The 26,979-nt window shown below is 60.3% G+C and carries 24 protein-coding genes and 2 pseudogenes; 14 read left to right on the top strand and 12 right to left on the bottom strand.

What is annotated here, in order from left to right:
• Nucleotides 1-306: 306 nt before the first annotated feature.
• Nucleotides 307-1,059: a type III secretion protein gene (locus ODQ19_RS24245; RefSeq protein WP_256660474.1), complete on the top strand. Its 753-nt coding sequence runs from the start codon at nucleotides 307-309 to the stop codon at nucleotides 1,057-1,059.
• Between the two features lie 8 nt (nucleotides 1,060-1,067).
• Here ODQ19_RS24245 and ODQ19_RS24240 read toward each other — a convergent pair whose 3' ends face one another.
• Nucleotides 1,068-2,219, bottom strand: coding sequence for an MFS transporter (locus ODQ19_RS24240; RefSeq protein ID WP_330211408.1), 1,152 nt, complete (start codon nucleotides 2,217-2,219; stop codon nucleotides 1,068-1,070).
• A gap of 812 nt (nucleotides 2,220-3,031) precedes the next feature.
• Between ODQ19_RS24240 and tssI the strand changes: the two genes are divergently transcribed.
• Genes tssI through ODQ19_RS24220 form a run of 4 tightly spaced genes read left to right on the top strand, consistent with a single transcriptional unit; the run spans nucleotide 3,032 to nucleotide 8,688 of the window.
• Nucleotides 3,032-4,927 (top strand): type VI secretion system tip protein TssI/VgrG, encoded by a 1,896-nt coding sequence (tssI, locus tag ODQ19_RS24235; RefSeq protein WP_330211407.1) that lies wholly within the window; start codon nucleotides 3,032-3,034, stop codon nucleotides 4,925-4,927.
• Complete coding sequence (locus tag ODQ19_RS24230) at nucleotides 4,927-5,763, top strand: DUF4123 domain-containing protein (RefSeq protein WP_330211406.1); 837 nt, start codon at nucleotides 4,927-4,929, stop codon at nucleotides 5,761-5,763. The genes tssI and ODQ19_RS24230 overlap by 1 nt, the downstream gene beginning before the upstream one ends.
• The gene (locus ODQ19_RS24225) at nucleotides 5,756-6,529 is read left to right on the top strand and encodes a hypothetical protein (protein WP_442962779.1); all 774 of its coding nucleotides are present in this window, start codon (nucleotides 5,756-5,758) and stop codon (nucleotides 6,527-6,529) included. Before ODQ19_RS24230 ends, ODQ19_RS24225 begins: the two co-directional genes overlap by 8 nt.
• A gap of 14 nt (nucleotides 6,530-6,543) precedes the next feature.
• A complete protein-coding gene (locus tag ODQ19_RS24220) occupies nucleotides 6,544-8,688 on the top strand; it encodes a lipase family protein (protein ID WP_330211405.1) in 2,145 nt (714 codons plus the stop codon).
• Between the two features lie 9 nt (nucleotides 8,689-8,697).
• On the opposite strand, the gene codA is transcribed toward ODQ19_RS24220, so the two are convergent.
• The 5 genes from codA to ODQ19_RS24195 form a co-directional block, all read right to left on the bottom strand.
• Nucleotides 8,698-9,933: a cytosine deaminase gene (gene codA, locus ODQ19_RS24215; RefSeq protein WP_330211404.1), complete on the bottom strand. Its 1,236-nt coding sequence runs from the start codon at nucleotides 9,931-9,933 to the stop codon at nucleotides 8,698-8,700.
• Nucleotides 9,934-9,982: 49 nt separating this feature from the next.
• Nucleotides 9,983-11,251: a cytosine permease gene (codB, locus tag ODQ19_RS24210; protein ID WP_330211403.1), complete on the bottom strand. Its 1,269-nt coding sequence runs from the start codon at nucleotides 11,249-11,251 to the stop codon at nucleotides 9,983-9,985.
• Between the two features lie 150 nt (nucleotides 11,252-11,401).
• Nucleotides 11,402-12,025: an NUDIX hydrolase gene (locus ODQ19_RS24205; protein WP_330211402.1), complete on the bottom strand. Its 624-nt coding sequence runs from the start codon at nucleotides 12,023-12,025 to the stop codon at nucleotides 11,402-11,404.
• Between the two features lie 64 nt (nucleotides 12,026-12,089).
• Complete coding sequence (queD, locus tag ODQ19_RS24200) at nucleotides 12,090-12,446, bottom strand: 6-carboxytetrahydropterin synthase QueD (protein ID WP_003190259.1); 357 nt, start codon at nucleotides 12,444-12,446, stop codon at nucleotides 12,090-12,092.
• Nucleotides 12,447-12,543: 97 nt separating this feature from the next.
• Entirely contained in the window at nucleotides 12,544-13,623 is a 1,080-nt protein-coding gene (locus ODQ19_RS24195; protein ID WP_330211401.1) for a patatin-like phospholipase family protein, read from the bottom strand.
• Nucleotides 13,624-13,780: 157 nt separating this feature from the next.
• On the opposite strand from ODQ19_RS24195, the gene ODQ19_RS24190 reads away from it, so the two are divergent.
• Genes ODQ19_RS24190 through ODQ19_RS24175 form a run of 4 tightly spaced genes read left to right on the top strand, consistent with a single transcriptional unit; the run spans nucleotide 13,781 to nucleotide 16,372 of the window.
• Nucleotides 13,781-14,083, top strand: a complete 303-nt coding sequence (locus ODQ19_RS24190; protein ID WP_116667335.1) for a PepSY domain-containing protein — start codon at nucleotides 13,781-13,783, stop codon at nucleotides 14,081-14,083.
• The gene (locus ODQ19_RS24185) at nucleotides 14,083-14,394 is read left to right on the top strand and encodes a PepSY domain-containing protein (RefSeq protein ID WP_330211400.1); all 312 of its coding nucleotides are present in this window, start codon (nucleotides 14,083-14,085) and stop codon (nucleotides 14,392-14,394) included. The genes ODQ19_RS24190 and ODQ19_RS24185 overlap by 1 nt, the downstream gene beginning before the upstream one ends.
• Entirely contained in the window at nucleotides 14,394-15,062 is a 669-nt protein-coding gene (locus ODQ19_RS24180; protein ID WP_003190268.1) for a response regulator transcription factor, read from the top strand. The genes ODQ19_RS24185 and ODQ19_RS24180 overlap by 1 nt, the downstream gene beginning before the upstream one ends.
• Nucleotides 15,059-16,372 carry a sensor histidine kinase gene (locus tag ODQ19_RS24175; RefSeq protein ID WP_330211399.1) on the top strand — a complete coding sequence of 438 codons (1,314 nt, stop codon included), beginning with the start codon at nucleotides 15,059-15,061 and terminating at the stop codon, nucleotides 16,370-16,372. Before ODQ19_RS24180 ends, ODQ19_RS24175 begins: the two co-directional genes overlap by 4 nt.
• A gap of 250 nt (nucleotides 16,373-16,622) precedes the next feature.
• Here the strand turns inward: ODQ19_RS24175 and ODQ19_RS28280 are convergent, their stop codons facing one another.
• Complete coding sequence (locus ODQ19_RS28280) at nucleotides 16,623-17,378, bottom strand: methyl-accepting chemotaxis protein (RefSeq protein WP_442962780.1); 756 nt, start codon at nucleotides 17,376-17,378, stop codon at nucleotides 16,623-16,625.
• 102 nt (nucleotides 17,379-17,480) lie between these two features.
• A pseudogene (locus ODQ19_RS28275) lies at nucleotides 17,481-17,627 on the bottom strand (HAMP domain-containing protein); the annotation flags it as partial.
• Between the two features lie 1,372 nt (nucleotides 17,628-18,999).
• Here ODQ19_RS28275 and ODQ19_RS24165 point away from each other — a divergent pair.
• The 3 genes and pseudogenes from ODQ19_RS24165 (at nucleotide 19,000) to ODQ19_RS28265 (ending at nucleotide 22,184) form a co-directional block, all read left to right on the top strand.
• On the top strand, nucleotides 19,000-20,319 hold the full coding sequence (locus ODQ19_RS24165; protein ID WP_165861644.1) for a Na+/H+ antiporter family protein: 1,320 nt from the start codon (nucleotides 19,000-19,002) through the stop codon (nucleotides 20,317-20,319).
• A gap of 185 nt (nucleotides 20,320-20,504) precedes the next feature.
• Nucleotides 20,505-21,326, top strand: a pseudogene (locus ODQ19_RS28270) (cache domain-containing protein); the annotation flags it as partial.
• 36 nt (nucleotides 21,327-21,362) lie between these two features.
• Nucleotides 21,363-22,184 carry a methyl-accepting chemotaxis protein gene (locus ODQ19_RS28265; RefSeq protein ID WP_370874666.1) on the top strand — a complete coding sequence of 274 codons (822 nt, stop codon included), beginning with the start codon at nucleotides 21,363-21,365 and terminating at the stop codon, nucleotides 22,182-22,184.
• Between the two features lie 22 nt (nucleotides 22,185-22,206).
• Here ODQ19_RS28265 and trhP read toward each other — a convergent pair whose 3' ends face one another.
• Nucleotides 22,207-23,520: a prephenate-dependent tRNA uridine(34) hydroxylase TrhP gene (trhP, locus tag ODQ19_RS24155; protein WP_330211396.1), complete on the bottom strand. Its 1,314-nt coding sequence runs from the start codon at nucleotides 23,518-23,520 to the stop codon at nucleotides 22,207-22,209.
• Nucleotides 23,521-23,691: 171 nt separating this feature from the next.
• Between trhP and ODQ19_RS24150 the strand changes: the two genes are divergently transcribed.
• Nucleotides 23,692-24,759 carry an AI-2E family transporter gene (locus tag ODQ19_RS24150; RefSeq protein ID WP_116667341.1) on the top strand — a complete coding sequence of 356 codons (1,068 nt, stop codon included), beginning with the start codon at nucleotides 23,692-23,694 and terminating at the stop codon, nucleotides 24,757-24,759.
• A gap of 3 nt (nucleotides 24,760-24,762) precedes the next feature.
• Here the strand turns inward: ODQ19_RS24150 and ODQ19_RS24145 are convergent, their stop codons facing one another.
• The 3 genes from ODQ19_RS24145 to ODQ19_RS24135 form a co-directional block, all read right to left on the bottom strand.
• Nucleotides 24,763-24,945: a hypothetical protein gene (locus ODQ19_RS24145; protein WP_003190283.1), complete on the bottom strand. Its 183-nt coding sequence runs from the start codon at nucleotides 24,943-24,945 to the stop codon at nucleotides 24,763-24,765.
• Between the two features lie 91 nt (nucleotides 24,946-25,036).
• Nucleotides 25,037-25,231, bottom strand: coding sequence for a hypothetical protein (locus ODQ19_RS24140; protein ID WP_003190284.1), 195 nt, complete (start codon nucleotides 25,229-25,231; stop codon nucleotides 25,037-25,039).
• A gap of 235 nt (nucleotides 25,232-25,466) precedes the next feature.
• Complete coding sequence (locus ODQ19_RS24135) at nucleotides 25,467-25,841, bottom strand: hypothetical protein (protein ID WP_019818659.1); 375 nt, start codon at nucleotides 25,839-25,841, stop codon at nucleotides 25,467-25,469.
• Nucleotides 25,842-25,997: 156 nt separating this feature from the next.
• Between ODQ19_RS24135 and ODQ19_RS24130 the strand changes: the two genes are divergently transcribed.
• On the top strand, nucleotides 25,998-26,816 hold the full coding sequence (locus ODQ19_RS24130; RefSeq protein ID WP_330211395.1) for a shikimate 5-dehydrogenase: 819 nt from the start codon (nucleotides 25,998-26,000) through the stop codon (nucleotides 26,814-26,816).
• The last annotated feature ends 163 nt before the right edge of the window (nucleotides 26,817-26,979 follow it).

Genomic DNA, 26,979 nt, shown 5'->3' with positions numbered 1-26,979 from the left:
TAGGTATCGTTGACTCGGAACTGCCGAGTTCCTCCAACCACACATGAGGTGCCTGCCTGAGTAGAGTCCATTCGTTGATTTTGCCCATCAAGGTAAAAATCACCCTGCGGATATGCATCTGAAAAGTGTTGGAGAAAACCCATGACAATCGAGGGTGTATTACCTTCCGGACGGCCTCTGCCCCCCGACAAGCCTGCCGTACACTCAACTACGTCACCAGCGGCCACCCACCCTGAGGCCTGGCATCAACCCCCCTCATCAACTTCGGGCGAGGGTTCGCGCAAGCCTTTTCTTTTACGCGGAACATTGTCCGCTCTGCGCCATCGTGACTTGCAGAACTTTCCCATTGGGCGGGCCAGTGGCACCCCGCCGGGTACTACCTCAACGGACGACCAACTGGCGAAGGCCCTGGAAAAAGCCTTCGGCCTGCTGCACCCCTTTCTGAATGATGGGCGCCTGACGTGGATGTCTTTGCAGCGGATCGCCGCTCATACTATGGGTGAAAACGAGGCGTTGGACGGCGTGATTCAGGTCGTCAGGGAAATGCTCAAGCGCCCGCGGTTAAGTGACGCGATCTTCAGTCGTGACGGCGATATCACACGTGACAGCCTCAGCGCGGCGGCCCAAGCGTTGCAGGGGAACAGCTCGGCAATCGAGTTCAGTCAGGACCCGTTTCATGCGCAAGGCAATGCGCAGGTGGTGGAGGCGCTACAAAGCCAGTTTCCGCTGTTGAGAGACAAGGCCATGGACCGAACCTACCTGTTTGAAGCGCATCAGTACGTTGAAATAGCCAGGCTGCGGGAGGTCATGCAGGACCCGCATGAGGTCGATCAACAGGGCGCGCCGGTGCTGGATGCGTCCACGGGCATGCCCCAGTCCAAATACAGCGAACTCTGTGTCTACACCGCGAAGAACATTATTGAGCGTCCAGGTTTGCTGCCTTCGCTGGAGCGTGCCAATGGCACACGACTATTTGGCCCGCCTCACAAAGAGGGGTGGCTCAGCAACAAAAGCCTCGAACGGTGGCATGAGCAAGACGCCGCTCGCAAGGCACGCTGAAAGGCAGGCTACACCTTGAGGACTTTGCCGCTGATGGCCACCGCCGCCAGCAATACTGCGATCAGGATGAAGGCAGTACTCAAGCTGCTGCCGTGGGCGATAAAACCAATTACGGCGGGGCCGGCGAGAATGCCGGCGTAGCCCAATGTGGTGATGGCAGGCACTGCAATATGCTCTGGCATAACCGTTTGCTTACCCACGGCGGTGTACAGCACCGGCACGATATTCGAGCACCCGGCCCCCACCAGCGCATACCCCAGCAGCGCAGTTTCCCACGCAGGCAATAGCGTCGCGAGGAGCAAGCCGGCACAGGCCAGCGCGCCACCGATCACGATTACCCGCGTGGGGCCCAGGCGTCGAACAATCGCATCACCGGTCAGGCGTCCAGCGGTCATGGTCAAGGCAAATGCCGCGTAGCCCAGGCCGGCGTAGGCCTCATCCAGGCCGCGCTCGGCGCTGAGGAACACGGCGCTCCAATCCAGTACGGCGCCTTCAGCCAGGAACACGATGAAACACAGGCAACCGAGAAACAACACCACACCATGGGGCACTGCAAATGCCGGCCCCGAGCTTTCACTGCCATAAGGCAGCAAGTGCGGTGCAGCCTTCAACAGCGCCGCCAGCGTGATAACCACCACCACCAGGGTCGCCTGCAATGGCGACAGGCCCAGGCCCAGCAACCCCGCAACCCCCGCAGCGCCGACAATGCCCCCCAGGCTGAACAAACCATGGAAGCCCGACATCATGGTTTTGCCACTGGCGCGCTCAACGATCACCGCTTGCAGGTTGACGGTGGAGTCCACGGTGCCCAGGCCTGCGCCAAACAGGAACAACCCGGCAATCAACAACGGGATGGAACTGACAGTGGCCAGCATCGGCAGGGCCAGGCAGATCATCAGTGTCCCTGCGCTCAGCACGCGTCGGCAACCGTAACGCGAGGCCAGCGCGCCCGCTGCCGGCATTGCGATGATCGATCCCACACCCAGGCACAACAACAGCAAGCCAAGGGTGCCTTCATTCAGGTTCGCGCGCGCCTTGGCATACGGCACCAGCGGCGCCCAGGCGGCGATACCAAAACCTGCGATAAAAAAAGCGATGCGGGTCGACATCTGTTCCAGTCGCCCGGGAACCACGGGGGCAGGGGTGGGAATGGCAGTCATGAAAAATCCTTGGTTTGGCGTTCAACGAACGATGTCCGGCGCGACATCCTTGCATATCAGGCCCTCTTGAGCGAATCGGGTTCCGTTGGTGTTCAGGATTAACGGTATGGGGTGCAAGCCTTATTTTTTTACAAACACGGAACGCTTTGGCGGCCGGTCACCACGTAGAAATGATCGAGCCTGTAGGAGGTGGGCTGGAAGGTGTGTAATCCCTGCGGGGAGTGGCTGAACCCCAGGTTTCTTGCGGCGGATTACCACCTTCCCGCCCACTTCCCACGGACGGGCCGTTCTTTAATACGCCGCTGTCCGGTAAGTAGAGACGCGGGGCAATATCAGTGGGAATTGCCATGTCCGCGCGCGAAGAGGGGGCAATGCTGTAAGGAAGGCCTGACGGCTATCTACCTGATGCCTCGCGATCCAATGTGGGAGCTGGCTTGCCTGCGAAGGCGGCCTGCCAGTCACCCATGGTCAGGAGCCAACACTGTGTAGCGGGACAGTGCGACTAAAAGGCTGAATCGCGGAAACGACTGTCGCATTGAATAAGTGTCAGCTGTTTACTTAAAACGTAGTTGTAAAAAGACAAGCCGTAGTCAGAATTTTCTTCAAACCTTTAGAAGTTTTTTTGGCTGTACATATATTCTGTAAAAGACACTTCCACCTTCGCTGTACGAAACTTCTTTTTTATTCAATAAAGTCCGAAAAGCTCCTGAGCTCGCTAAGCTTGAGCGTGTTCAGGTGCTTTTTTTCGCAATCCGAATGGGTATTGGCGAGGGAGAGGCGTTCAAGAAAAAGTTGATGGCGGGTAACAAAGGATGGTTAACGGGTTAGTTTCGTCACGTTTCAAATTGATACTTCCAGCAGTAAATGCAGAACTTCAGGTAGTGGCGTTCAAAGGCAGCGAAGCCCTCGACCAGCCCTACTTTATACAGGTGCAGTTAGTCAGCGAAGACCCCTACCTTGACCTGGAGGCATTGCTTCATCAAACCGCCTATCTGTACTTCGGCGAAGCAGGTCAGGGCTTGCATGGGCAAATCTACGCCATCGGTCGGGATGATCCCGGTACGCGGCTCACCCTTTATCACCTGACACTGGCGCCACGCCTGGCATCCCTTGCCCATCGTTGCGATCAGCGGGTTTTCCAGCAGCGCAGCGTACCGCAGATCATTGCGACGGTCCTTGAGCACCACGGCATTCTCGCCGACGCCTATGCCTTCGAGCTCGGGCCGGTGGTGTATCCACCACGCGCATTTTGCGTGCAGTACAGGGAATCCGACCTGCATTTCATCCAACGGCTGTGTGAAGAGGAGGGCATTCACTACCACTTTCGTCACAGCGCGCAGAATCATCTGCTGGTGTTTGGCGATGACCAGACGGTGTTTCGCCGGTTGCCGGTGCAGCGTTATTGTTCCTCGGCTGATCCATCGCTTGGGGCCCCGGTCGTCCAACGTTTCGACCGGCGCCTGGTAACGCGCAGCCGGCGCACCGTACGTCGTGACTATGACTTTGAGCACCCTTCGTTTCGCCTGCAAGACAAAGCCGGTGCCGAGACGGCTGATCCTCTGGAAGATTATGGCTACCCTGCCGGCTTTATGGGCCATGCACGCGGTGCGCAGCTGGCGCGACGCAGCCTGGAGCGTCACCAGCGTGATCGCCATCGAGTGCTGGGCAAGAGCGATCAACCGGTGCTATGCAGTGGCCACTTCCTTGAACTGTGCGATCACCCGGACCCAGCCTGCAACGACTTATGGTTGCTGACCTCGGTGCGTCATGAGGGTTATCAGCCGCAGGCGTTGGAGGCTTTGTTGGTTGAGGCCGGCGAGTTCCAAGGCTATCGCAACCGATTCACCGCGACACCCTGGCGCGCAGTGCATCGACCGGCCCTCAAACACCCCAAACCGACGATCAGTGGCAGCCAGACCGCGACGGTAACCGGGCCGGCAGGCGAGGACGTGCACTGCGATACCTATGGTCGTGTGAAGGTGCGCTTTCACTGGGATCGCGCGGACAAGGGCGACGAGACGAGCAGTTGTTGGCTGCGCGTGGCGTCCGGTTGGGCGGGTGATGGGTTTGGCGCCATGGTCATTCCACGGGTGGGTATGGAAGTGCTGGTGAGCTTCCTGGAGGGTGACCCGGACCAACCCCTTGTCACCAGTTGCCTGCCCAATGCATCGCACTTGCCGGCGTACGCTTTGCCGCAGCACAAGACACGCAGCGTACTGCGTAGCCGCAGCTCGCCGGGCGGCGGGGGCGCCAACGAGTTGCACTTGGAAGACCGGCGCGGCGAAGAACTCATCTACCTGCGTGCCCAGCGTGACCTGGAGCAACGGGTGGGGCATGACAGTCGCCTGGAGGTAGAGGGCGATAGCCTTACTCGCGTTGGCAGGAGCTTGTTGATCGAAGCCGGGCAGCAGCTTCATCTCAAGGCCGGCGCCAGCCTGGTGATAGAGGCCGGCGCACAACTGAGCTTGAAGGCAGGCGGGGAACACCTGGTGATGCAAGCCGGCAGTATTTCCAGCAGCCGGTCCATCACTCTGGGCGGTTCGCCGTCTGCAAGCCGTTCGGTGAGCCCATCAGGGGTTGCCGGCACGCAAATCTCTGCCGTGCAAAGCGTCATCATGGACTTGGCCAAGCAACTGGGCGCCGACTTTTGCCCTCTGTGCGAAAGCTGCCGCGAAGGCCTGTGCGATATCCCAGGGAGGGCGGCCTGATGGACAGCTTGCTCCATCGTTGGATGGCCCAACAACAGCAGAGTGGACACCCATTGTGCCTGATGCTTGATGGTCACCACGAGGCTCGCCAACGCCTGATGGCAGATCGTGCTCCGTCGCACTATTGCAACCTCTACAGCGAGACCGCTGCGGCGGAGTTGGCGAATTCAGGCCCGCTCATACTGTTACTGGAGCAACTGAATGAGCCTGCCTTGGCCGACCTGTTGCTACACCCCGAGTCGAACTGGGGCTGGCTCGCCAGCCTGCCCGCCAGCGACTTGGCGGGAGTGGCGCGTCATTGGCGCGAGAGACTGCTGCGGGGGCCAGAAGGCCAACAGGCGCTTTATCGCTTTCACGACAACCGCACCCTGGCCCGTGCCTTGGCCCATCTGGCCGAGGAGCATTGGCCAGCCTACCTCGGGCCGCTGATCAGTGTGTGCTATTGGCATGAAGGCTGTTGGTGCCACCACGAAAACCCTGCACCGGGCGACTACCCTGTGCCTGAGCCCCCGCCGTGGCTCAACACACCCAACCCCCAGGCCGAAGCCATTCTGCACGCTAATATCCTGCGCTACCTGCTGGCTGAGCACAGTGAAGACCTGGCGGCATTAGTCGAATTCCAAGACCCCAGAATTTGGGTGGCCCAGGTACTGGAACAGGCGCGCACCTGGCAATGGCGGGAGCCGGAGCAGCTCGAATTTTTGGTGGTACGCCGGTTGGCAGAGGCGACCGGCAGCAGGGTTACTAATTGGCAACCGAGGGCAGACGAGACGCCAGGGGAGCATTTTGAACGAGTGGCGGCGCAGTGGCACAGGGAGGTGGGGAGCAGTGAATAAATTGATGGGATGGGTGCTACTGGTGGCTGCGGGGCTTTCGGGATGTACGGGGAAGGCGGTGGAGAGTTTTACATTGGAGGTGGATTTGCCGGCGCAATTCGGCCTTGTGGGCGATGCTTCCTACACCCCCGCGCCGGGCGAAACGTGCAAGTTGCCTCGAAGACATGGCAAGCGAGCGGATCTCAAAATATTCAAGGCTGCCAGCAAACCCGTAGCGAATAGAGTGAGTTTCGAGGTGCCAATGACAGAGCGGGTGGAAGGCTGCTCGCTGATGTTACGTAAGCTTGTGTTTGCGATTAACGCAAAGTGGGGGGGACGTTGGTCGGATGTCGGACGGGATTACGCCGCTGTTTATATCCAAGATAGTTGGGAGGACGGAATGTCTTTGATGTCAGAAAGTTATGTCCAAGAGCTCCCTGGGCAATGTCAATGGTTGTTTCGTACTGTTGGCCCCCAGCATGCCCTTATTAAGGGGCTTAAATGCAATTCGCTGAACACCAGCGGACAGCTTACGAAAGCTCGTGCTGGCGGTTATGTGTCCCGTGCTGGATTGCGTGGGAAGACGCTGAGAATGGTGCTGGCGTTAACGGAAGAAGAACAACCAGCAGTGCGAGACAACTGGGTAAAGGTTGTCGGTGGCTGGAAGCGTTGCAGGGGAGAAAGCCTGGAAGACATATTTGCGTTTTGTCGCGGCAATGTCTCTGACTTCAAGGCTTTTAAAATGCCAGATGGGCGTTTATGCAATATTTATCCGACCTGTGATTAATCAGGAGAAACCTCATGGAACAAGCTGCATGGAAGCAACAGTTTTTCAACGACAGGATGCCTGCTTGCTCATCGAGTGGGGATTGGTTGACCTTCTGCTTAGTCGATGAAACGGGAAATGGAAAAAGTTATGGGGGACTGCCTTACACCCTGCGTGACGTTGCTGGTCAGCAATACAGCGGTCGGTTGAACGGGGAGGGTTTTGCCCGAGTGGAGGGCTTTTTCTGTGGTCCCGTAATTCTGATGATGGAGGAGCGCTATTCAGGTCGGGAAACGCTCTATCAGTCGCTCATGACACGTTCATTCTATGCATTGCCTATCACTGAGTTGCAAGTGCGTGCCGAGCAAACCCATTTTCTTGATAACCACGATCAGATTGTCGAAAAAAATCCCGCACGCCCAAATGCAGATCATTTTTATCAGGTTGAAGTGAGTGACCTGGTTCGACATAGCGCTCACTTGCCGCCCCTGTCGTCACAGGCTCACCGTCCAATGCGGCATGCACTCAAGATGATGGCAGACCTTGGTTTTGGACCTCCCGAGTCTTCCTTCAAGGGGCTGGTGCTCTTTCCGAAAAAATTCACGATGTTGCAGGTGCGACCTCTAAGAGCATTACGACCAATCCTTTCTACACAGGATCAATTTTGCGCATTGAACCTGTACCAACTGGCGTTAATGGCAACATTAAGCTATTGCGAGTTTGGCCAAGATCCTTCAGCAGAACCTAAGGACAAAGTCAGCTTTCCTTGGCATCCAAGTATCGGGAATTTGTTTTCCGAACGCTTGTCATGTCACCGGGAGGCGTGGAGGTTTGACTCAGAGCAAGTGCAACGATTTTATCCATTGTATGAAGACGTAGCTTATTCCCGTCGTTTCGAGATTTTGCCTTTTGATCCAGAGTTGTACGGGCAGAATGCCAATGCGCATGATCTCGAGCATCCGGAGCGGATACACTTTTTTAACGATGTAGAGTTTGGAACAGATACTCAAGCATTCATTTGTCATCACGATGAAGTGGTGCTTATTGCTGTACGCGGCACCGCTAGTGGTGCCGATGTTCTACGCGATGCAAACGCCCATCAAGTCCCATTCATCGAGGGCGTTGGAAAAGCCCATCAAGGTTTTTATCAGGCATTTCAGGCCATGCATAATTTTGTATCGGGTTACCTTTTTCGATATCACAGCGGCCAACGAATTATCATTTGTGGCCATAGTCTTGGGGGGGCTATAGCTCTCTTATTGGCAGAGGCCCTACGTCGCACGCCAGATCGAGATTACGACCCACTCCTCTACACCTACGGCGCCCCCCGCGCCGCCGACTCTGAATTTACCGCCGGTGCCTCTTCCCTGGTCCACCACCGCATCGTCAACCACAACGACCCTGTCCCCAGTGTCCCGGCGTCCTGGATGAATACCACCGCCAAGCTCTGGATTCCCGGGGCCATCGCGCTATTCAGCCACCCCGTGCCCGGTGGCCTGCTGTTCGCCGCAGGGCTGGTGCGCGTGGGTGGTAGCCCCTACCGACATCATGGCGAGCAATATCATTTCATGCCGATCACGCTCCCGGATGGCAGCCATTCCTCGGTGTTATGGAAGCCTGGCTGCGAATCGCTCCAAGAGGCGGGTTGCAACCGCGCATTGCAACTGCAGGGCGACATGCCCGACCGCGATAATGTGTTGAGGCAGCTGTTCCAAGCCGACCAGCACTTCATGACCACCAGCTACATCCCCGCGGCGTGGGCGACGTTGCGCCGCTGGCAACAAACCCTGGAGAGCCAGGGCCCGCTGGTGACCCAGAGGGAGTTCGAGCTGCTCGACCGGGCCTTCGAAGACATGCGCCAGCAACTACGGGTCAAGCGGCGTGAACTTGCGCTACGGCGCCCGGCCAATGATCGTAGCCATGAACCTACCGATGCCTTGAACGCAGAGATCGACCGTTTGCACACCAGCCGCGAGCGCTTGGCAAGCCTGCGCTGGCGACGCCTGGAAGCCCGCGATGTCTACGGCAGCCATGCCCGTTCTGCACATCTGCAATCGAGCCTCAAACGTTGGTTCAGCCACCGCGAGAATCGTGAGCCGGCCCAATTCGCCAGCATCCCGCCGCCTGCCCACGACGAACAGGCACGGGTGCAAACGCTGGACATCGACTCAATCGTCTAACCCGCGCGGTTACATAAACTCTACCTGCGCCGGTTGCCGCTTCATCAGCACCTTGCCGTTGCGAATCGAGTACAGCGGCAGGCCCTGGCTACGTATGACTTCGTAGTCGCTGTCGGCCGACAGGATCAGCAGGTTGGCCGGGCGACCTGCTTGCAACCCATAACGATCGCCCAGAGCCATGGCTTTGGCACTGTTGTCGGTGACCAGGTCCAGGGCGTTTTGCAAATTGCGGTAGCCGAGCATATGACAGATGTGCAGACCGGCCTCCAGTACTCGCAGAATGTTGCCGTTACCCAGCGGGTACCAGGGATCGACGATGGAGTCCTGGCCGAAGCACACGTTCATGCCGGCCTCAAGCAGTTCGTTGACGCGGGTGACGCCGCGCCGTTTCGGGAAATTGTCGAAGCGGCCTTGCAGGTGGATGCTTTCGGTGGGGCACGAGACAAAGCTGATGCCGGAATGCCCCAACAGGCGAAACAGTTTGGCGCAGTAGGCGTTGTCGTAGGAGCCCATGGCCGTGGTATGGCTGGCGGTGACGCGGGCACCCATGTCGCGGCTGCGGGCTTCTTCCGCGAGGACTTCGAGAAAGCGCGAGTGGGGGTCGTCGGTTTCGTCACAGTGCACGTCCACCAGGCAGCCTGTGCGTTCGGCCAGGTCCATGAGGAACTTCACCGAACTCACGCCTTGGTCGCGGGTGTATTCGAAGTGGGGGATGCCACCGATCACATCGGCACCCAGGCGAATGGCTTCTTCCATCAACTCGCGACCATTGCGGAATGACTCGATGCCTTCCTGGGGGAAGGCGACGATTTGCAGGTCGATCAGGTGCGTGCTTTCTTCACGTACCTCCAGCAGGGCCTTGAGTGCGGTGAGGTCCGGGTCGGTGACGTCGACATGGGTACGCACATGCTGGATGCCATGGGCGGCGAGGGCTTGAATGGTTTTTTTGGCCCGGGCCTTGGTGTCCTCCAGAGTAATGGTGGCCTTGCGTTCGCCCCAGCATTCGATGCCTTCAAACAGCGTACCGCTCATGTTCCAGCGCGGCTCGCCGGCGGTGAGGGTGGCGTCGAGGTGGATGTGGGGTTCGACGAAGGGCGGTATCACCAGGTTACCGGCGGCGTCCAAGTCGCCGGCCATCAGCGCCGGCACCCCAGTTTGCGCAGTGATGCTGGCGATCCGGCCGTGTTCCAGGTGCAGATCATGCAGGCCTTCACGGTTGCGCAGGCGGGCATTGATGATGTGCATGGTCAAGTTCCTCTTGGCAAAAAAAATCAGGCAGACAGCCGCCAGATCCTCAGGGCGATACCGATGTCCAGGCGGTCATGGCGCGTAGTATGGCGCTGAGCAGCACATAGGTCAGCGATGCGGCAAAAATTCCCACCAACGGTGCGACCCACGGCGAGTTGAACGCGACCACGGTGCCCACCCCATACGCGATCAGACCTGGCCAATTGAATGCCGGTAAGTGAGCTTCCGCCAAGCGCGGATATTGGCCGCGATAGCGATAGAAGAAGTCCGCCATGATCACGCCTCCTATCGGCGGGATGACCGTACCCAGCAGGATCAGGTACGGCACCAGCAGGTCGTACATGCCGAACAAGGCGAGCAGGGTGCCGATCACCGCGCCGGCCAGGGTCACGCTCTTGCGCCGTTGGGTGCGCAGCAGGTTGCAACCGGCGACGGCGAAGTTGTAGATGGTGTTGTCCTGGGTGCTCCAGATATTGAGCAGCAGCATGGCCATCGCCGCCGTGGCGAAACCTTGCAGCAGCAAGACCTCCACCACATCCGGTTGCTGATAGACGATGGCGCCATAGGCCCCGATCAGCACCATCAAGCCGTTGCCGACAAAAAAGCCGATCAGGCTGGCCAGCACCGCAACCTTGGCCGAGCGCGAAAACCGTGTCCAGTTGGTGGCCTGGGTTGCCCCGCTGACAAAGGTCCCGAACATCAGGGTGATGGCGGTGGACAAGTCCAGCTCAGCGCTGGGCACCACCGCCAGGAGCCCTTCCAGCCCGCCGACCTTCACGGTGGCGACCCACATCGACAGCAGCAACAGAAGCCCCATGGCCGGCACCGCGATGTAGGACAGGATTTCCAAGCCGCGATACCCCACGTAGGCGGTGGCGCAGAACAGTAAACCAAATACCACCATCAGCCCCAGCACACCGCCCTGGCTCAACTGGAAATACTTGCCCAATACCACGGCCGCCGTGGCCGTGCCCCAGGCATACCAGCCGATCTGGGTAAAGCCGAGGATCAAGTCACTGAGCTTGCTGCCCACTTCGCCAAAGCAGAAACGCCCCATCAACACCGAGTTCAAGCCGCTCTTGAACGCGATGTAACCCAAGCCTGCGGCGTAGATACCCAACAACAGGTTACCCAGGGCCACGACGCCGAGCATGTCGATGAAGCTGAACGCCACCCCCAGCTTGCCGCCGGCAAACATGGTCGCGGTAAAAAAGGTGAACCCCAGCAACACCATGGCCGTAGAGGCCAGGCCCTTGCGCGCGTGCAAGGGGACTTCGCTGAGAGGGTAGTCGTTGCCGGGGTCTTGCTGCGTCATGGGGGGCTGCTCCCTGAGTGGTGACCCAGGTTGTGTGCATCCTGCGTGCCAATGCAGGTGCAGGCAGGTATGCGCTGACGGGAGCAAGCCCTTCATAGAGTCTCCCGCCCAATCCAGCGCAAAAGCGGTGCAGCGGTGAGCCAAACTGGCTCAGTCGAATAGTGTCTGCGTGGTCTCACCCCGATTAAATGCGAAGGCAGCCTCAAGATCACTTTCAATCGTGCGCCCGCGAGACAGGGGCGGCAGGTCATCCAAGGTGAAAAAGCCGACTTCGGTGGTTTCAAAACCTGCCGTGGGTGCGAGTTGGTCCACCCGGTCACACAGGAAGTACAACTTGTAGAAATCCCTCACATCTGGCCGGTACGAGCCCTTGGCCTTGTGCGTCACGCTGTATAGCGCCCTTGCGGTGACAGTGAGCCCGGCTTCTTCGTGGATTTCCTTGATGATGTTCTCGGCCGCCGACAAACCTATATCGGCATAACCACCCGGCAATGCCCAGCAGCCATCGGTCGATTCCCGTACCAGCAAAATCCGCTCACCTTCGATCACTGCGCCGCGCACGTCGATCATCGGCGTCGAATAGCGCTGGGCGAAATCCGAAACCAGGCCGGTGATACGCTCCAGCGGTACGTTGCCCAATTGCGCCAGCATGGTGTGAGCGATCAGGGCAATTTCCTCCAGGCGCTCGCGCTCGAAAGCATCGGTGCAGAAATGCAACCCCGTGGAAGCCAGCGCCTGCAAGCGCTTGGCTTGGGCCAGCCAGGTGTTTTCCATCACGTCCTCCTGAAAGCATTCCCAAAAAAAACCACCCGCAGGTGGTTTTCCAGCACGTTATCGCTTATTCGCCGCGATAAATGCACCCACTGGTGCAGGTCTCGTGGATACGGATCGCACTGAGTTCCGGCAGCAAGGGTTTCAGTTCATTCCAGATCCACTTGGCCAGTACTTCGCTGGTGGGGTTTTCCAGGCCGGGAATGTCATTGAGGTAGTTGTGGTCGAGGCGTTCATAGAGCGGCTTGAAAATCGCCTTGATCTCCGAGAAGTCGCGAATCCAGCCGGTATGGGGATCCAGATCGCCGCTCAGGTGGATGGCCACCTTGAATGAGTGCCCATGCAGGCGCCCGCATTTGTGGCCTTCCGGTACGTGGGGCAGGCGGTGGGCGGATTCGAATGTAAATTCCTTGAAGATTTCCACAGTGTTTTCAGCTCGGTCAGGTGTCTGGCAGGCGGCGAGTTTAACAGTTTGATCAACCTCTGCGCATACCGCCCCTCGGCCGCAGGCACCCATGCGGTCAAAGGGCTAGCAATCGGTCGCCGAGCTTGCCGTTATCCGCCAATGCCAAAAACTCATCCCCCAGTCGTTGGCTCTCGCTCATGGCGGTTTGCCAATATTTGTTGCGGCCAGGGTCATCGCCCATAAAGCGCTTGAAGTCGCTGCGGTCTGGCAGCTTGCCGTGGGGCAGGAGGGCCAGGTAGTCCCTGGACGGCGCGAGCAGTAACACATCCTGCAAAAATTGCTGGTTGCTGCGCCGCCATGGCAGGCCCTTGTCGAACCAGCCGGGGATGACCCGGTCGGTAAAGTGCGGGTACAGCACGATGTCATCGCCGTGGTAGGGCAGGTCGAGGTGGTAGTCCAGCAGGCCGCCGTCGCGGTAGGTGCCGGCTCCGGCCCCGGGCAGGTCGCGCACGCCTTGCATCACCATGGGGATCGAGCCGGACGCGAGCAACGCCTGGCGCAGGTTGCCCACGTCCAGGGTGAGGAAGCGCGAGGGGAAATCCTTCAGCGGGTGTACCGGAGGCGCCTGACGCGGGTCGTGGATGATCAGCCGCTCGAAATGCCGCGACAGCCGTGCGCGGCCCCGCAGATTATCGGCAATCACCGACGACAGGCCCAGCCCCAGCCGCCCACGGTGGTCATCGGCGAGCAATCCGTGGCTCTTGACCACCATGATGTTCAGCCGATAGTCGGGGTTGTCCAGCACCCGCGCATCGCGCCCGGCCAGCAGGTCGTCGAGCATGCGTTGGCAGCTCTGGCTGACTTGCGCCATGGTCACGCCTTTGGCAAAGCGCTGCTCGTTGTACAGCCGGCCCAGGTCGAGCAAACCTTGCACCGGGTCGGGCAGGCAGGCGCTGGCGAACCGCCACGAGCCGATGGACGCGCCGATCAGCGCACGCTCGCGCGGCGCACGGGGCAACCAGTCACCGAACAGCGCCAGGTCCAGCCCTTGGATACCCAGGGCCTTGGGGCCGCCAGCCGCACCGGGGAGGATACCGACGTCGGCAGGCGCAAGGCCCTGCTCGCGGAGGCGGGTGAAGGCACGCTTGCCGGCCTTGAGGGTCAAGGCCGGGAACTTGATATGGATGGCTGTCATACCGGTCTCTGTTGAGGCGAGCGGGGCAGTATAGGAAATCTCCCAGTCAGTGGGAAAACGGATTGCGTGAAATTGCCATGGTGGCAATTCAGTTTCAGTTAAGTTGCGGCGCGTACCGTGGTCGGCGTAGGAAAACATCATGTAACGGAGACTTATCATGAAGCGCCTCACTGCCCTGGGCGCCGCCGCTATCATCCTCGTTACGGCGACCTCGGCCGCCGCATTGGACCCCGACAAACCACTGATCGTGCCGGCCACTGTTACTATTGTCGCTTTCGATCAATTGGAAGCCACGGCCTTGGCCCTTCACCCTGGTTCGACGCTGCTGGGCACCGACCTGGATGAGGAGTACGGCAAGTACGTCTATGAAGTTGAGCTTCAAGACACTGACGGCATTGAATGGGATGTTGAATTGGACGCGCTCACCGGGCAGGTTCTCAAGAATCATCAGGATACGTAATGAAGGTAAATTTACGCGTCGGCAGTCGCGTGGGGCTGGTGCTCATGGTGTTTTGTTCCAGCCTCGCGGCCCGCGACCTCAACCAGGACGAAGCCCTGGCCCTGCGCCAGCAAGGCGTGATCCTGCCGTTGGAACAGCTGTTGCAGCAGGCCATGGCGCGATACCCCGGCTCACGGCTGCTGGAAGCCGAACTGGAAAAGAAACACGGGCAATACGCCTATGAAGTGGAACTGGTGACCACCGAGGGTGTGGTGCGCGAGATCAAGCTGGATGCCACCAATGGCGACCTGATCAAAGATGAGGAAGACTGATGCGCCTGCTCCTGGTGGAAGACAACGTGCCCCTGGCCGACGAACTGATGGCCGGCCTGCAGCGCCAGGGCTACGCGGTCGACTGGCTGGCCGACGGCCGGGACGCCGTGTATCAAGGGCGCAGCGAGCCCTATGACCTGATCATCCTTGATCTTGGCCTGCCCGGTTTGCCCGGGCTTGACGTGCTGGCGCAATGGCGCGCCGCCGCGTTGGCCATCCCGGTGCTGATCCTCACGGCCCGCGATTCCTGGGCCGAGCGCATCGAAGGGCTCAAGGCCGGCGCCGATGATTACCTGAGCAAACCCTTTCACCCTGAAGAGCTGTACCTGCGCATCCAGTCGCTGTTGCGCCGCTCCCACGGCCAGACGAACCAGCCCACCCTGCAGGCCGCCGGCCTGCATTTGGATGAAGGGCGCCAGTGCGTGCTACGCGACGGCGCCGAGATCCAGCTGACGGCTGCCGAGTTTCGTTTGTTGCGTTATTTCATGCTGCATCCCGAACAGATCCTGTCCAAAAGCCACCTGGCCGAACACTTGTATGACGGCGAGACCGAGCGCGACTCCAATGTGCTGGAGGTGCACGTCAACCACCTGCGGCGCAAATTGGGACGCAGCGTGATCGAAACCCGACGCGGTCAGGGTTACCGATTCGGCGCCACCCCGGCATGAGGTCGATCCAGCGGCGCTTGAGCCTGGGGTTGATCAGCGTGATGGTGATCATCGGTGTGGTGCTGGCGCAAACCAGCCTGTGGTTGTTCGAGGCGGGTTTGCAGCGCTACCTTGAAGCGGGCTTGCGCAACGACAGCGAAAATCTGCTGGTGGCGCTGGTGCGTGGGCCCAACGGCGTGCAGTTGGATGAGCAACGCCTGTCGCCGGCGTACCAACGGCCATTTTCCGGGCATTACTTTCGTATCGACTTTGCCGATGTGCATTGGCGCTCCCGTTCACTGTGGGACCAGGAACTGCCCCGGCTCCCCACGGCGGGGCTCAAGGGCAACCTGCAACTGGGGCCCGAAGGCCAGCAACTGTTGGTGTTGCGCTCGGACTACAAGCGCTTTGGCCAATCGATTTCCATCAGCGTGGCCCAGGACTACACGCCTGTGCGTGAGAGCTTTCGCCTGATGCGCCAGGTCGGCCTGGTGATGGGGCTGGCGGCGCTGCTGCTGGTGCTGGTTCTGCAACGGGTCACTGTGCGCCGTGCCTTGCGTCCGCTGGAGACCGCGCGCAACCAGATCGCCCAACTGCAACAAGGCCAGCGCTCGCAACTCGACACCCAGGTGCCGCTTGAGCTGGAGCCCCTGGTGGCGCAGATCAACCACCTGCTGGCGCACACCGAAGACAGCCTCAAGCGCTCCCGCAACGCCCTCGGCAACCTGGGGCATGCGCTGAAAACCCCGCTGGCAGTGTTATTGAGCGCCGCTTCCAGTGAAGCCCTCAAGGATCATCCGCAGTTGAGCCAGTTGTTGCGTGAGCAACTGGAGCAGGTGCAGCAGCGCCTTAACCGTGAACTCAACCGTGCGCGCCTGGCGGGTGACGCGCTGCCGGGCGCGTTGTTTGACTGTGAACAAGAACTGCCCGGCTTACTGGCCACCCTGCGCATGATCCACGGCGAACACCTGGACCTCAGCTACCAGGTGGCGCCAGGCCTGCAACTGCCCTGGGACCGTGAAGACCTGTTGGAACTGCTGGGCAACCTGCTGGACAACGCCTGTAAATGGGCGGACGCCGAGGTATGCCTGAGCATCAGCGAGACGCCCCACGGCTACCGGCTGGCGGTGGAAGACGACGGCCCCGGCATTCCCGAGGCCCAGCGCGACCAAGTGTTCAGCCGTGGCGCACGCCTGGATGAGCAAAGGGTCGGCCATGGCCTGGGCTTGGGAATCGTGCGGGACATCGTTGAGGTGTGGGGTGGGGTGTTGCAACTGCAAGAGAGTGAGCTGGGTGGGCTCAAGGTATTGATCCAACTGCCACGCCGCTGACACTGACACACCGCAGCTCAAAATGTGGGAGCTGGCTTGCCTGCGATAGCATTGAAATACCGAGGTGTTTGCATCGCGGGCAAGCTCTAATGCCAGTCAGTTAAGCGGTCATCGCCTACTGTAGGAGCGAGGGGGACGCCTAGTTCTTGCTCGCGAAAAACGTCAACGATAACGCGGGCATCCTGAATGAACGCCGCGCCTGTGAGTTTTTCGCGAGCAAGCTCGCTCCTACAAAAAAGCCTAGCTACATTCAGACCCGAAACTGATCCATCAACCCCTGCTGCTGGTTCGCCAGGCTGTTCAACGCCTGGCTGACCCGCGCCGATTCATTGGCCTGCTCCGACAACGACTCGGTCACATCGCGAATGGTCGCCACGTTATTGTTGATCTCTTCGGCCACGGCGCTTTGTTCTTCGGCGGCGCTGGCGATTTGCAGGTTCATGTCGCTGATAACCGTGACTGCATCGCCAATCTGGCGCAAGGCTGTCACGGCCTGGCCGACCTGTTCGACACTGCCTTGGGCCTGGCGATAACTGTTGCCCATGGAGCCGACCACGTCGCTGGTACCGGTTTGCAATTGTTCGATCACCAGGCGGGTTTCTTCCACTGACTCCTGGGTGCGCCGTGCCAGGTTGCGCACTTCGTCGGCGACCACGGCAAAACCGCGGCCGGCTTCACCGGCGCGAGCGGCTTCGATGGCGGCGTTGAGCGCCAACAGGTTGGTCTGCTCGGCGATGCCGCGAATCACTTCAAGCACCGAGCCGATCTGTTCGCTGTTGGCGGCCAAGCCTTCTACCTGGGCCATGGCAGTGCTCATGTCGGCGGCGAGCTCGCCAATGTTGGCGGTGGTGCGGTCGATAACCGTCAAGCCTTGACGAGTCGCCTGGTCGGCATCTCGGGCGGCTTGGGCCGCTTGTGCGGCGCTGCGGGCCACGTCCTGGGCGGTGGCGCTCATTTCGTGGGATGCGGTGGCCACCTGATCCACCTGGCGGTACTGCTGCTCCATGCCGGCGCTGGTTTGCGTGGCAATGGCTGCGGATTGGTCGGCGGTGCCACGGGCGTCCTGCACCGAGCGTTTGACCTCGGCAATGATCGGCTGCAGCTTGTCGAGGAAGCGGTTGAACCAGCCGGCCAATTGGCCCAGCTCGTCCTGTTTAGCGTAAGCCAGGCGCCGGGTCAGGTCGCCTTCGCCGCTGGCGATATCTTCAAGCATGTGCGCCACGCCGAGGATTGGCCGGGTCACGCTGCGCGCCATCAGCCACACCAGGATCAAGCCGACCACGGCGGCGAGCAGGCCCAGGCCCAGTTCCAGCAGGGTGCCTTTGGCGTTGTCGGCGTCCAGCTGGTTTTTCAGCGCTTCGGCGGGGGCGACCAGGACTTTTTCCGGTACATCCAGCAATACGCCCCACGCCTTACCGGCGGGAATCGGCGCAAAAGGCGCCAGTACCTTGAGTTGATGGTCGGTGCGCAGGCTGTGGGTCTGGGTACTTCTGGCCAAGGCACTTATCAACTGTGCGCCGCTGGCCGGGTCGACCTGCTCCAGGCGTTGGCTGAGTTTGCTGGCATCCGGGCTGTAGCCGGCCAGTAAGCCGGTCGGGCTGAGGATGCTGACTTGGGTCTGGCCGTCGTACAGTTTCTGGCTGGCCTGTTGGCTGACCGCCTGCAGGCTGTTGAGGTTGATATCCACCGACAGCGAGGCGATGACTTTGCCATTGACCATTAGCGGGAACACGATGCTGGTCATCAGCACGTTCTGGCCGTCGATCACATAGAAGTAGGGCTCGATCACACAGGGCTTGAGGGTCGTGCGTGGGCAAGTGAACCAGGCGTTGGCCTTTTCACCGCTGGGGCCGATGGAGGTGTCGGCCATGTCGCTCTCGGGCAGCGCCATCGAGGTGATTTTTCCCGGTGTCGGTTGCGACCAGTACAGCGCGAAACGGCCTTTGTCATTACTGCCCAGTTCCGCCTGGTTGGCGAACAGTTCGTCTTTGCCGTCCAGCGCATTGGCTTCGAACACCAGGGACAGGCCGAGCAGGTCTGGGTTGGCCTGCAGGGCGGCCTTGACCTGGCGCGTCAGGTCTTCACGGGTGTCGAAGGCATCGAGAAAGCGCTTCTCGGCCTGTTCGCGCAAAAACAGCACCTGGCGGGAAAAACCATGGCCGTATTGGTAGGCATCCATGAACTGCTGGCGAATGCCCAGCGCCTGCACTTCGCCCTGGGCCTCGATGCGCGACTGGGCGGCTTCGTCGAGCATCTGCATGCTGGATGCCTTGACCTGTTGCGAGCTCTGCGCCATGCGATACAGCGACAGACCCACCAGCAGGGTCACGATCCCCAGCAGGCAAAGGCCCGCCAGCAGGGTGATTTTCCATTGAATGGAGAGCTGCCTGAGCGACATCGGGACATCCTTACCTGAAAGCACATAGAGACAGCGTATCGGCCAGTGCCTGTAATTCTTTATCTGTGCAGAGGGCTTTGCCTCACCACAGTTTTTGACATGACAGCCCAGCTCCTGCAAAGTGCGCGCCCTCTAATAAGACCTCTTTCAAGCCTGCACGCCGGCAGCTGTTCCCATGGGCCGCGCGCGGGCATGCCTGTCTTTTTTGTTTCTGCTTGAGGTAACCATGATTAACGCAGTCATCGCCGCGGTCGGCACCATGCTGGTACTCAGCCTGTCCCGCGTGCATGTGGTCATCGCCATTATCGTCGGCGCCCTGGTAGGTGGCTTGACCGGTGGCCTGGGCATCGAGGCCACGCTCAAGGCCTTCAACGGCGGGCTGGGCGGCGGCGCGACCGTGGCCTTGTCCTACGCATTGCTCGGGGCTTTCGCCGTGGCGATTGCCAAATCCGGGCTGGCCCATGCCTTGGCGGACAAAGCCTTGCTGCTGGTGGACCGTCAGGACGCCAGCGGTGGCAACCACGTCAAATGGCTGCTGATCGGCCTGTTGTGGGTGGTGGCGATTGCCTCGCAGAATATCTTGCCGATCCACATTGCGTTTATTCCGCTGCTGGTACCGCCGCTGCTGTACGTACTGACCAAGCTGCAACTGGACCGTCGCCTGATCGCCTGTGTGATGACCTTCGGCCTGATCACCCCGTACATGTTTCTGCCGGTGGGCTTTGGCAATATCTTCCTCAATCAGATCCTGCTGGCCAACGTCGCCAAGAGCGGGGTGGATATCAGCGGGGTGAATGTCACCCACGCCATGGGCCTGCCGGCGCTGGGCATGGTGGTCGGCCTGCTGGTGGCGGTGTTGATCAGCTACCGCAAAAAGCGTGTGTACGACCTGAAGAAAATCGAGCGTGTCGAGCAAGTGGCGGTGCAGTACAACCCGCTGACCCTGCTGGTGGCCGGCCTGGCGATCGCCTCGGCGTTTATCATCCAGTTGTGGCTGGACTCGATGATCATCGGCGCCCTGGCCGGGTTCCTGATCTTCTCTGTGTCGGGCATCGTGCGCTGGCGCGACACCGATGACCTGTTCACCGAAGGCATGAAAATGATGGCCATGATCGGTTTCATCATGATCGCGTCCTCAGGCTTTGCCGAAGTGCTCAAGGCCACCGGTGACGTGAACTCGCTGGTGCAAACCTCGGCGGCATTCATCGGCCATAGCCGGGGCGTCGGCGCGTTGTTGATGCTGCTGGTGGGGTTGTTGGTGACCATGGGCATCGGCTCGTCGTTTTCCACGGTGCCGATCCTCGCGGCGATTTTCGTGCCGCTGTGTGTGCAACTGGGCTTCAGCCCGTTGGCCATCGTGTGCATTGTCGGTACCGCCGGTGCCTTGGGCGACGCCGGTTCCCCCGCTTCGGACTCCACCCTCGGCCCCACCTCCGGCCTGAATATCGACGGCCAGCACCACCATATCTGGGACACCGTGGTGCCGACCTTCCTGCACTACAACCTGCCGTTGCTGGCGTTCGGCTGGCTGGCTGCGATGACGCTCTGATCCAGGCGAGAACCTCTGTGGCGAGGGAGCTTGCTCCCGCTGGGCTGCGAAGCAGCGCCAAAAAAGCGTGCGGGCGCTGTGCACCCGAGCGGCAGCAAGCTGCCTCGCCACACAAGCTCGCTCCTACAGTAATCGCTCACATGGCCGTTAACCTCTCAAGTCGCCACTAACAAGAGAGAAAAGCCATGCGTCTGAGTTTGAAGGCCAAAGTTCTGGCCCTTGCTGTCGTGCCGGTGTTGTTGTTTGCCGTGGTCATCAGCCTGACTACCGTGTGGATTCTGCAGGGCCAGGCCCGCAACGAGGTGGATGAAACCCGCCAGCGCCTGCTCAACGACGCCAAGGCCACCCTGCAAAGTTATGTCGAGGTGGCCATGACCACCATCAAACCGCTCTACGACGCGGCAGCCCCCGGCGACAGCGCGGCGCGGGCGCAGGTGGTCAAGTTGTTATCCAATACCCGTTACGGCAAAGACGGCTATTTCTTCGGCTACGACTCCGAGACCATCCGGCTGTTCAAGGGCAACAGCCCGGACGGCGTGGGCAAAAGCTTCAAGGACAACCGCGACCCCAACGGTGTCTACGTCAACCGCGACCTGGTCAAGGTCGGCAAGGACGGCACCCACTACCTGCAATACAGCTCGACCCAGCCCGGCCAGACCGAACTGGTGCCCAAGCTCGGTTATACCGAATACCTGCCCAAGTGGGACATGGTGATCGGCACCTCGGTGAACCTCGATGGCATCGACGCCCAAGTGGCGGTGGTGCAGGCAAAAGTCGAGAAGCGCATGCAAGGCGTGCTGTTGAGCATCCTCGGCGTGGCCGTGGTGGTGTTGCTGGTGATCGCCGCCGTGGGCATGCTGCTGGCCAATACCATCCTGCGCCCGCTGCACCTGATGAAAGCCAACCTCGATGACATCGCAGCGGGTGAAGGTGACCTGACCCGCCGCCTGGCCATTACCAGCCAGGATGAGCTCGGCGACCTGGCCGGTGCATTCAATCGCTTTGTCGATAAAATTCACGGCCTGGTGCGCCAGATCACCGACATGACCGCCCAACTCACCGGGCTGGTGAGCCAGGTGTCCGACCAGGCCCAGCGCTCCGAGCAGGCCATGGAACGCCAGCGCCACGAGACCGACCAGGTGGCCACCGCGATCAACCAGATGTCCTCGGCTGCCCACGAAGTGGCACGCAGTGCCCAGGGCGCCGCCGTCGCTGCGCAGCAGACCGACGCCGAAGGCCAGGCCGCCAAGCGGGTAGTGGACGGCAGCATCGCGCAGATCCATGCGCTGGTGAACGACATCCGCAGCAGCGGCGTGTCCCTGGACAGTCTGCAGCAGGATGTGTCGTCAATCGTCAGTGTGCTCGGCGTGATCCGCTCCATCGCCGAGCAAACCAACCTGCTGGCGCTCAACGCTGCCATCGAGGCCGCACGGGCCGGGGAGGCTGGGCGTGGCTTTGCCGTGGTCGCCGATGAAGTGCGTGCCCTGGCCAGTCGCACCCAAACCAGCACTCAGGAAATCCAGGGCATGATCGATCGCCTGCAAAAAGGCACCGAGGCGGCTGTGGACGCTATGCGCCGCTCCAGCGATGCCGGCGACGGCACCTCGGCGCAGGCCAACCAAGCCGGCGCGTCCCTGGACACCATGGCGCAACTGATTGGCACCATTAACTCAATGAACGCCCAGATCGCCAGCGCCGCCGAAGAGCAGACTGCCGTGGCGGAAGAGATCAACCGCAGCGTGCATCAGATTGCCGTAGCGGTAGACAGCGTGGCGGACGAAACCCAGTTGGGCGCTCAGACGTCTCGCAGCCTGGCCGACCTGGGCCAGCGCCTCGGGCAGTTGGTGGGCCAGTTCAGGATCTGATCCATTCAACCCGTGGCAGGGTTTAAACGTCGCGCATCAGCAGACCAAAACGCAGGTCCATCTGCGTCGGAATCGGCACATACACCGTATGCCCGTCCCCCGGCGCCACCTCAATGCTTTCGCCCTTGGCGTTATGCAGGCTCGGCAAGTCAAAGTGAAAATTGCCGGCGGGCGTCATCAACTCCAGGTGGTCGCCCAGTGCAAAGCGATTCTTCACCTTCACCTCGGCCAACGCGCCACAACGCTCGCCGGTCAGCTCCCCGACAAACTGCTGGCGCTCGGAAACCGAACTGCCGTTCTGGTAGTTCTGGTATTCGTCGTGCACGTGGCGGCGCAGGAACCCTTCGGTATAGCCACGCTGGGCCAGGGATTCGAGGTTGGTCATCAAGCCGCGGTCAAACGCGCGCCCGGCCACTGCGTCATCGATGGCCTGGCGGTACACCTGGGTGGTGCGCGCGCAGTAGAAGTGGGACTTGGTGCGGCCTTCGATCTTCAACGAATGCACGCCCATCTGTGCCAGGCGCTCCACATGCTGCACGGCCCGCAGGTCCTTGGCGTTCATGATGTAGGTGCCATGTTCGTCTTCGAAAGCGGGCATGGGGTCATCGGGGCGATTGGCCTCTTGTAGCAGGAACACCTGATCGGTGGGCGTGCCGATCCCTAATGTGGGTTGATATTCATGGACGATATCGCCAGTGGCATTCTCCACTGCCGGCGTGGCCTGGTATTTCCAGCGGCAGGCATTGGTGCAGGTGCCCTGGTTGGCATCGCGCTTGTTCATATAGCCCGACAGCAGGCACCGCCCGGAATAGGCCATGCACAAGGCGCCATGTACAAACACCTCCAACTCCATCGTCGGCACCTGCTGGCGGATCTCGCCGATCTCTTCCAGGGACAGCTCCCGCGACAGAATCACCCTGCAAATGCCTTGTTGCTGCCAGAACGCCACGCTGGCCCAATTCACCGTATTGGCCTGTACTGACAGGTGAATCGGCATCTGCGGGAAGTGCTGGCGCACCAGCATGATCAACCCCGGGTCGGACATGATCAGCGCATCCGGGCTCATGGCGATCACGGGCGCTAGGTCTTTGAGGAAGGTCTTGAGCTTGGCATTGTGCGGCGCAATGTTCACCACCACGTAGAAGCGCTTGCCCTGATCATGGGCTTCCTGGATGCCGAGGGCCAGGTTGGCGTGGTCGAACTCGTTATTGCGCACCCGCAGGCTGTAACGCGGTTGGCCGGCATAGACCGCATCGGCACCGTAGGCGAAGGCGTAGCGCATGTTTTTCAGGGTGCCGGCGGGAGCGAGCAGTTCGGGGGCAATTATGGAGGGCATGGTTGTAGGTCGCAAAAGGCGCGAGGGTAGTGCAGGGCCGGGCGCCGCTCATTGATCCACGTCTAACACAGGGCGATCTATGCTTGTTCGATAAACAAGGGCACTCCCACGTTTGGCTGCGGACTAAGCAACAGGGCCGCCATCGGCCTTGTTTTCTGACATGGACCGGACATGAATCAAACCAACCTGCAATTCAAAACCCTGTTGCTGCTACTGGCCTTGGTCACCGTGGCTTTTATCTGGATATTGCTGCCGTTCTACGGCGCGGTGTTCTGGGCGGTGATCCTGGGCATTATCTTTGCGCCGATGCAGCGCCGCCTGCAGCAGCGTTTTAGCTGGAACCGCAACCTGACCTCCCTGACCACCTTGATGGTGTGCCTGGTGATCGCGATTCTGCCGGTGATCATCACCAGTGCTTTGCTGGTGCAAGAGGGGGCCACGCTCTACAAAAACATCGAGAGCGGCAAACTCGACGTAGCGGGTTATATCGAGCAATTCAAGAACGTCCTACCGCCGTATTTCCAGCAGTTGCTCGACCGCTTCGGCATGGGCAACCTCGAAGGGCTGCGGGAAAAGGTAGTCAAGGGCGCGATGCAAGGCAGTCAGTTCTTTGCCTCCCAGGCGTTCAGCTTCGGCCAGGGTACGTTTGATTTCCTGGTGAGCTTTTTCATCATGCTGTACCTGCTGTTTTTCCTGCTGCGCGATGGCCCGGAACTGGTACGCAAAGTGCGCACAGCCGTACCGTTGGCCGAGCCGCAAAAGCGTCGCCTGCAACTCAAGTTCAACCGCGTGGTGCGCGCCACGGTCAAGGGCAACGTGCTGGTGGCCGTGACCCAGGGTGCGCTGGGTGGCTTGATTTTCTGGTTCCTGGACATCCCCAGTGCCTTGCTCTGGGCCGTGCTGATGGCGTTCCTGTCGCTATTGCCAGCGGTGGGCGCCGGGCTGGTCTGGGGGCCGGTGGCGGTTTACTTCCTGTTGAGCGGTTCGATCTGGCAGGGCGTGGTGCTGGGGCTGTTCGGGGTGTTCGTGATTGGCCTGGTAGACAACGTGCTACGCCCGATCCTGGTGGGCAAGGACACCAAGATGCCGGACTACCTGATCCTGATCTCGACCTTGGGCGGCCTGTCGGTGTTCGGCCTTAACGGCTTTGTCATCGGGCCGCTGGTGGCAGCGTTGTTCATGTCGTGCTGGGCGTTGTTCGCCGAAACCAAGCCGCGGGTCAAGTTGCCGCTGCCATAGCGTTCAGGCTTCTAGCCTGAAGTCGGTTGCCATTCGGCGTTGTGTTTCGGCATCGGATAACGAGGTGAGCGGGCCGCTGATCGGCTCGCCATCGCGCACGACATACCAGCAGGCGAGCAAGCCCAGTTTGCGCAGCGGGGCGGGGACGGCGCTGCCGATGACAGACATGATTTGAACAGTGGGCATAAATACCTCCAAACGTTATGGAGGTCACCTTACGGTTTGCCGATGCCTGGGAAAAATCACCTGGCTCGATAGTCGACATCAACGCCAGGCGTTAATCCACCACTTGGTCGAGCATGTTCACCACTTCGTGCTCACTGAGCAGTCCCTTGCGCACCAGGTTTTCTGCCAGTAATGCCAGGAACTTGGCGCTGCGATGGCCTTCAAGGTGCTTGAGTTCAGTCAAGGCGCTGTAGACCTTGCTGGAGGTGCAAAGGCCGGCGGTGCGGTGCGGGTTTTGTGTGGGCATGGTCAATCGTCCTTAATTGTTATTGGCTGGACTGAGTCGATAGTGCGACTGTTTTGTGACGCAAACATGACAGCGCAGCCCGCAATCGATCAAGAGGATATTTGACGCTTATGATGTGGGATTGGCGCTCGTGCGTTGTTCTCACAGCGACACTGGCAGGATAAATCCGGACTTCCCAGGCAAAAAAAGGCCCCGCGTGTGGGCGAGGCCTGTGGATGTCCACGGGGATTAAAACTTACCAACCATGGCGGTAGTAACCGTGGGGCGGGCCGTAGTAGCCACGAGGCGGCCCATAATAACCGCGTGGCGGGCCGTAGTAGACCGGCGCCGGACGATAGTAAACCTGCTGTTGCACATACACCGGTGGCGGTGGCGCGTAGTAGACCGGCGGCGGCGCGGCATACACCGGCTGCGGCTGCACATACACCGGCTGTTGCACATACACCTCACGCGGCTGGCTGGCAACCACAGAGCCGACTACCGCTGCGCCGACAAGCGCACCGAACACGGCCGGGCCACCCCAACCACCACCGTGGGCGGAGGCTTGGCCGGCCATCGCGAGTGCGCCGATAAGCAAGGCGATCCTGGGGAGTTTACGCATGATGGTCATTCCTCGGTTGGCCCCTGCGCTTGTGGTCTGCAATCAATAGACTCAAGGATTGTCGCGGGGATACTTTTAAGACAACGTATTTCGAGAAAACAGCACGGCCAATGGGTAAAGGTTGTGTAAGGTCTGTACCGATTTGCTTACTTCAAGGAGTTATCCATGCAGATGCACCCCAACAAGGACACCCAACTGTGCATGTCACTGTCGGCGCGCCCTGGGAACTTTGGCCTGCGTTTTCATAACCACCTGTATGAACAGCTGGGTCTGAATTTTTACTATAAAGCCTTCAGCAGCCAGGACTTGCCCGGCGCGATCGGCGGTATTCGCGCCCTGGGTGTGCGGGGTTGCGGGGTGTCCATGCCGTTCAAGGAGGCTGCCATTGCCTTGGTGGACGAACTCGACGACTCGGTTCAAGCCATCGACTCCCTGAACACCATCGTCAACACCAACGGCCACCTCAAGGCTTACAACACCGACTACATCGCCATCGAGCAATTGCTGAAAAAACACGCGGTGCCCAAGGAGTCCAGCTTCGCCCTGCGCGGCAGCGGCGGCATGGCCAAGGCGGTCGCCAGTGCCTTGCGTGACGGGGGGTACGCCAATGGCGTGATCGTGGCGCGTAATGAGGTGGCGGGCCAGGCATTGGCCAGGAACCTGGGGTACGCGTGGCAGGCGGATCTGGGCAGCCTGCGGCCACAGATGCTGATCAACGTGACGCCCATTGGCATGACCGGCGGGGTCGAGGCGGATGCGTTGGCGTTTGACGCCGAGGCAATCGATCAGGCCGAGACGGTCTTCGATGTGGTGGCGATCCCGGCGCAAACGCCGTTGATCGTGCGTGGCCGTGCCCAGGGCAAGCGGGTGATTACCGGGCTGGAAGTGATCGCTATCCAGGCGTTGGAGCAGTTTGTGCTTTATACCGGCGTGCGGCCTACGCAAGAGCAGTTCGAGGCAGCGGTGGCCTTCGCCCGCAGCTAACGATTTACCCAAATCCACTGTGGGAGTTGGCTTGTCGGGTCGCGGCATCGCTGCGATGGCGGCCTGACAGCCGCCCCATATCTACCGGACGCCCCGCGATTCAACTGTGGGAGCGGGCTTGCTCGCGAATAGGCTGTGTCAGCCAATGGATTCTTAATTGATG

Origin of the sequence: Pseudomonas sp. AM4(2022), assembly GCF_036346515.1 — a bacterium.
Taxonomy (GTDB): Bacteria; Pseudomonadota; Gammaproteobacteria; order Pseudomonadales; family Pseudomonadaceae; genus Aquipseudomonas; species Aquipseudomonas paracarnis.
The sequence above is the reverse complement of the archived record's forward strand: the minus strand, read 5'-3'. Positions and strand labels throughout refer to the sequence as shown.

What these genes read in the sequence shown, in the direction of transcription:
- ODQ19_RS24240 (WP_330211408.1), bottom strand. Translation starts at nt 2,219, where the DNA reads ATGACTGCCATTCCCACCCCTGCCCCCGTGGTTCCCGGGCGACTGGAA.
- tssI (WP_330211407.1), top strand. Translation starts at nt 3,032, where the DNA reads ATGGTTAACGGGTTAGTTTCGTCACGTTTCAAATTGATACTTCCAGCA.
- ODQ19_RS24230 (WP_330211406.1), top strand. Translation starts at nt 4,927, where the DNA reads ATGGACAGCTTGCTCCATCGTTGGATGGCCCAACAACAGCAGAGTGGA.
- ODQ19_RS24220 (WP_330211405.1), top strand. Translation starts at nt 6,544, where the DNA reads ATGGAACAAGCTGCATGGAAGCAACAGTTTTTCAACGACAGGATGCCT.
- codA (WP_330211404.1), bottom strand. Translation starts at nt 9,933, where the DNA reads ATGCACATCATCAATGCCCGCCTGCGCAACCGTGAAGGCCTGCATGAT.
- codB (WP_330211403.1), bottom strand. Translation starts at nt 11,251, where the DNA reads ATGACGCAGCAAGACCCCGGCAACGACTACCCTCTCAGCGAAGTCCCC.
- ODQ19_RS24205 (WP_330211402.1), bottom strand. Translation starts at nt 12,025, where the DNA reads ATGGAAAACACCTGGCTGGCCCAAGCCAAGCGCTTGCAGGCGCTGGCT.
- ODQ19_RS24195 (WP_330211401.1), bottom strand. Translation starts at nt 13,623, where the DNA reads ATGACAGCCATCCATATCAAGTTCCCGGCCTTGACCCTCAAGGCCGGC.
- ODQ19_RS24190 (WP_116667335.1), top strand. Translation starts at nt 13,781, where the DNA reads ATGAAGCGCCTCACTGCCCTGGGCGCCGCCGCTATCATCCTCGTTACG.
- ODQ19_RS24185 (WP_330211400.1), top strand. Translation starts at nt 14,083, where the DNA reads ATGAAGGTAAATTTACGCGTCGGCAGTCGCGTGGGGCTGGTGCTCATG.
- ODQ19_RS24180 (WP_003190268.1), top strand. Translation starts at nt 14,394, where the DNA reads ATGCGCCTGCTCCTGGTGGAAGACAACGTGCCCCTGGCCGACGAACTG.
- ODQ19_RS24175 (WP_330211399.1), top strand. Translation starts at nt 15,059, where the DNA reads ATGAGGTCGATCCAGCGGCGCTTGAGCCTGGGGTTGATCAGCGTGATG.
- ODQ19_RS28280 (WP_442962780.1), bottom strand. Translation starts at nt 17,378, where the DNA reads ATGGAGCAGCAGTACCGCCAGGTGGATCAGGTGGCCACCGCATCCCAC.
- ODQ19_RS28265 (WP_370874666.1), top strand. Translation starts at nt 21,363, where the DNA reads ATGACCGCCCAACTCACCGGGCTGGTGAGCCAGGTGTCCGACCAGGCC.
- trhP (WP_330211396.1), bottom strand. Translation starts at nt 23,520, where the DNA reads ATGCCCTCCATAATTGCCCCCGAACTGCTCGCTCCCGCCGGCACCCTG.
- ODQ19_RS24150 (WP_116667341.1), top strand. Translation starts at nt 23,692, where the DNA reads ATGAATCAAACCAACCTGCAATTCAAAACCCTGTTGCTGCTACTGGCC.
- ODQ19_RS24145 (WP_003190283.1), bottom strand. Translation starts at nt 24,945, where the DNA reads ATGCCCACTGTTCAAATCATGTCTGTCATCGGCAGCGCCGTCCCCGCC.
- ODQ19_RS24140 (WP_003190284.1), bottom strand. Translation starts at nt 25,231, where the DNA reads ATGCCCACACAAAACCCGCACCGCACCGCCGGCCTTTGCACCTCCAGC.
- ODQ19_RS24135 (WP_019818659.1), bottom strand. Translation starts at nt 25,841, where the DNA reads ATGACCATCATGCGTAAACTCCCCAGGATCGCCTTGCTTATCGGCGCA.
- ODQ19_RS24130 (WP_330211395.1), top strand. Translation starts at nt 25,998, where the DNA reads ATGCAGATGCACCCCAACAAGGACACCCAACTGTGCATGTCACTGTCG.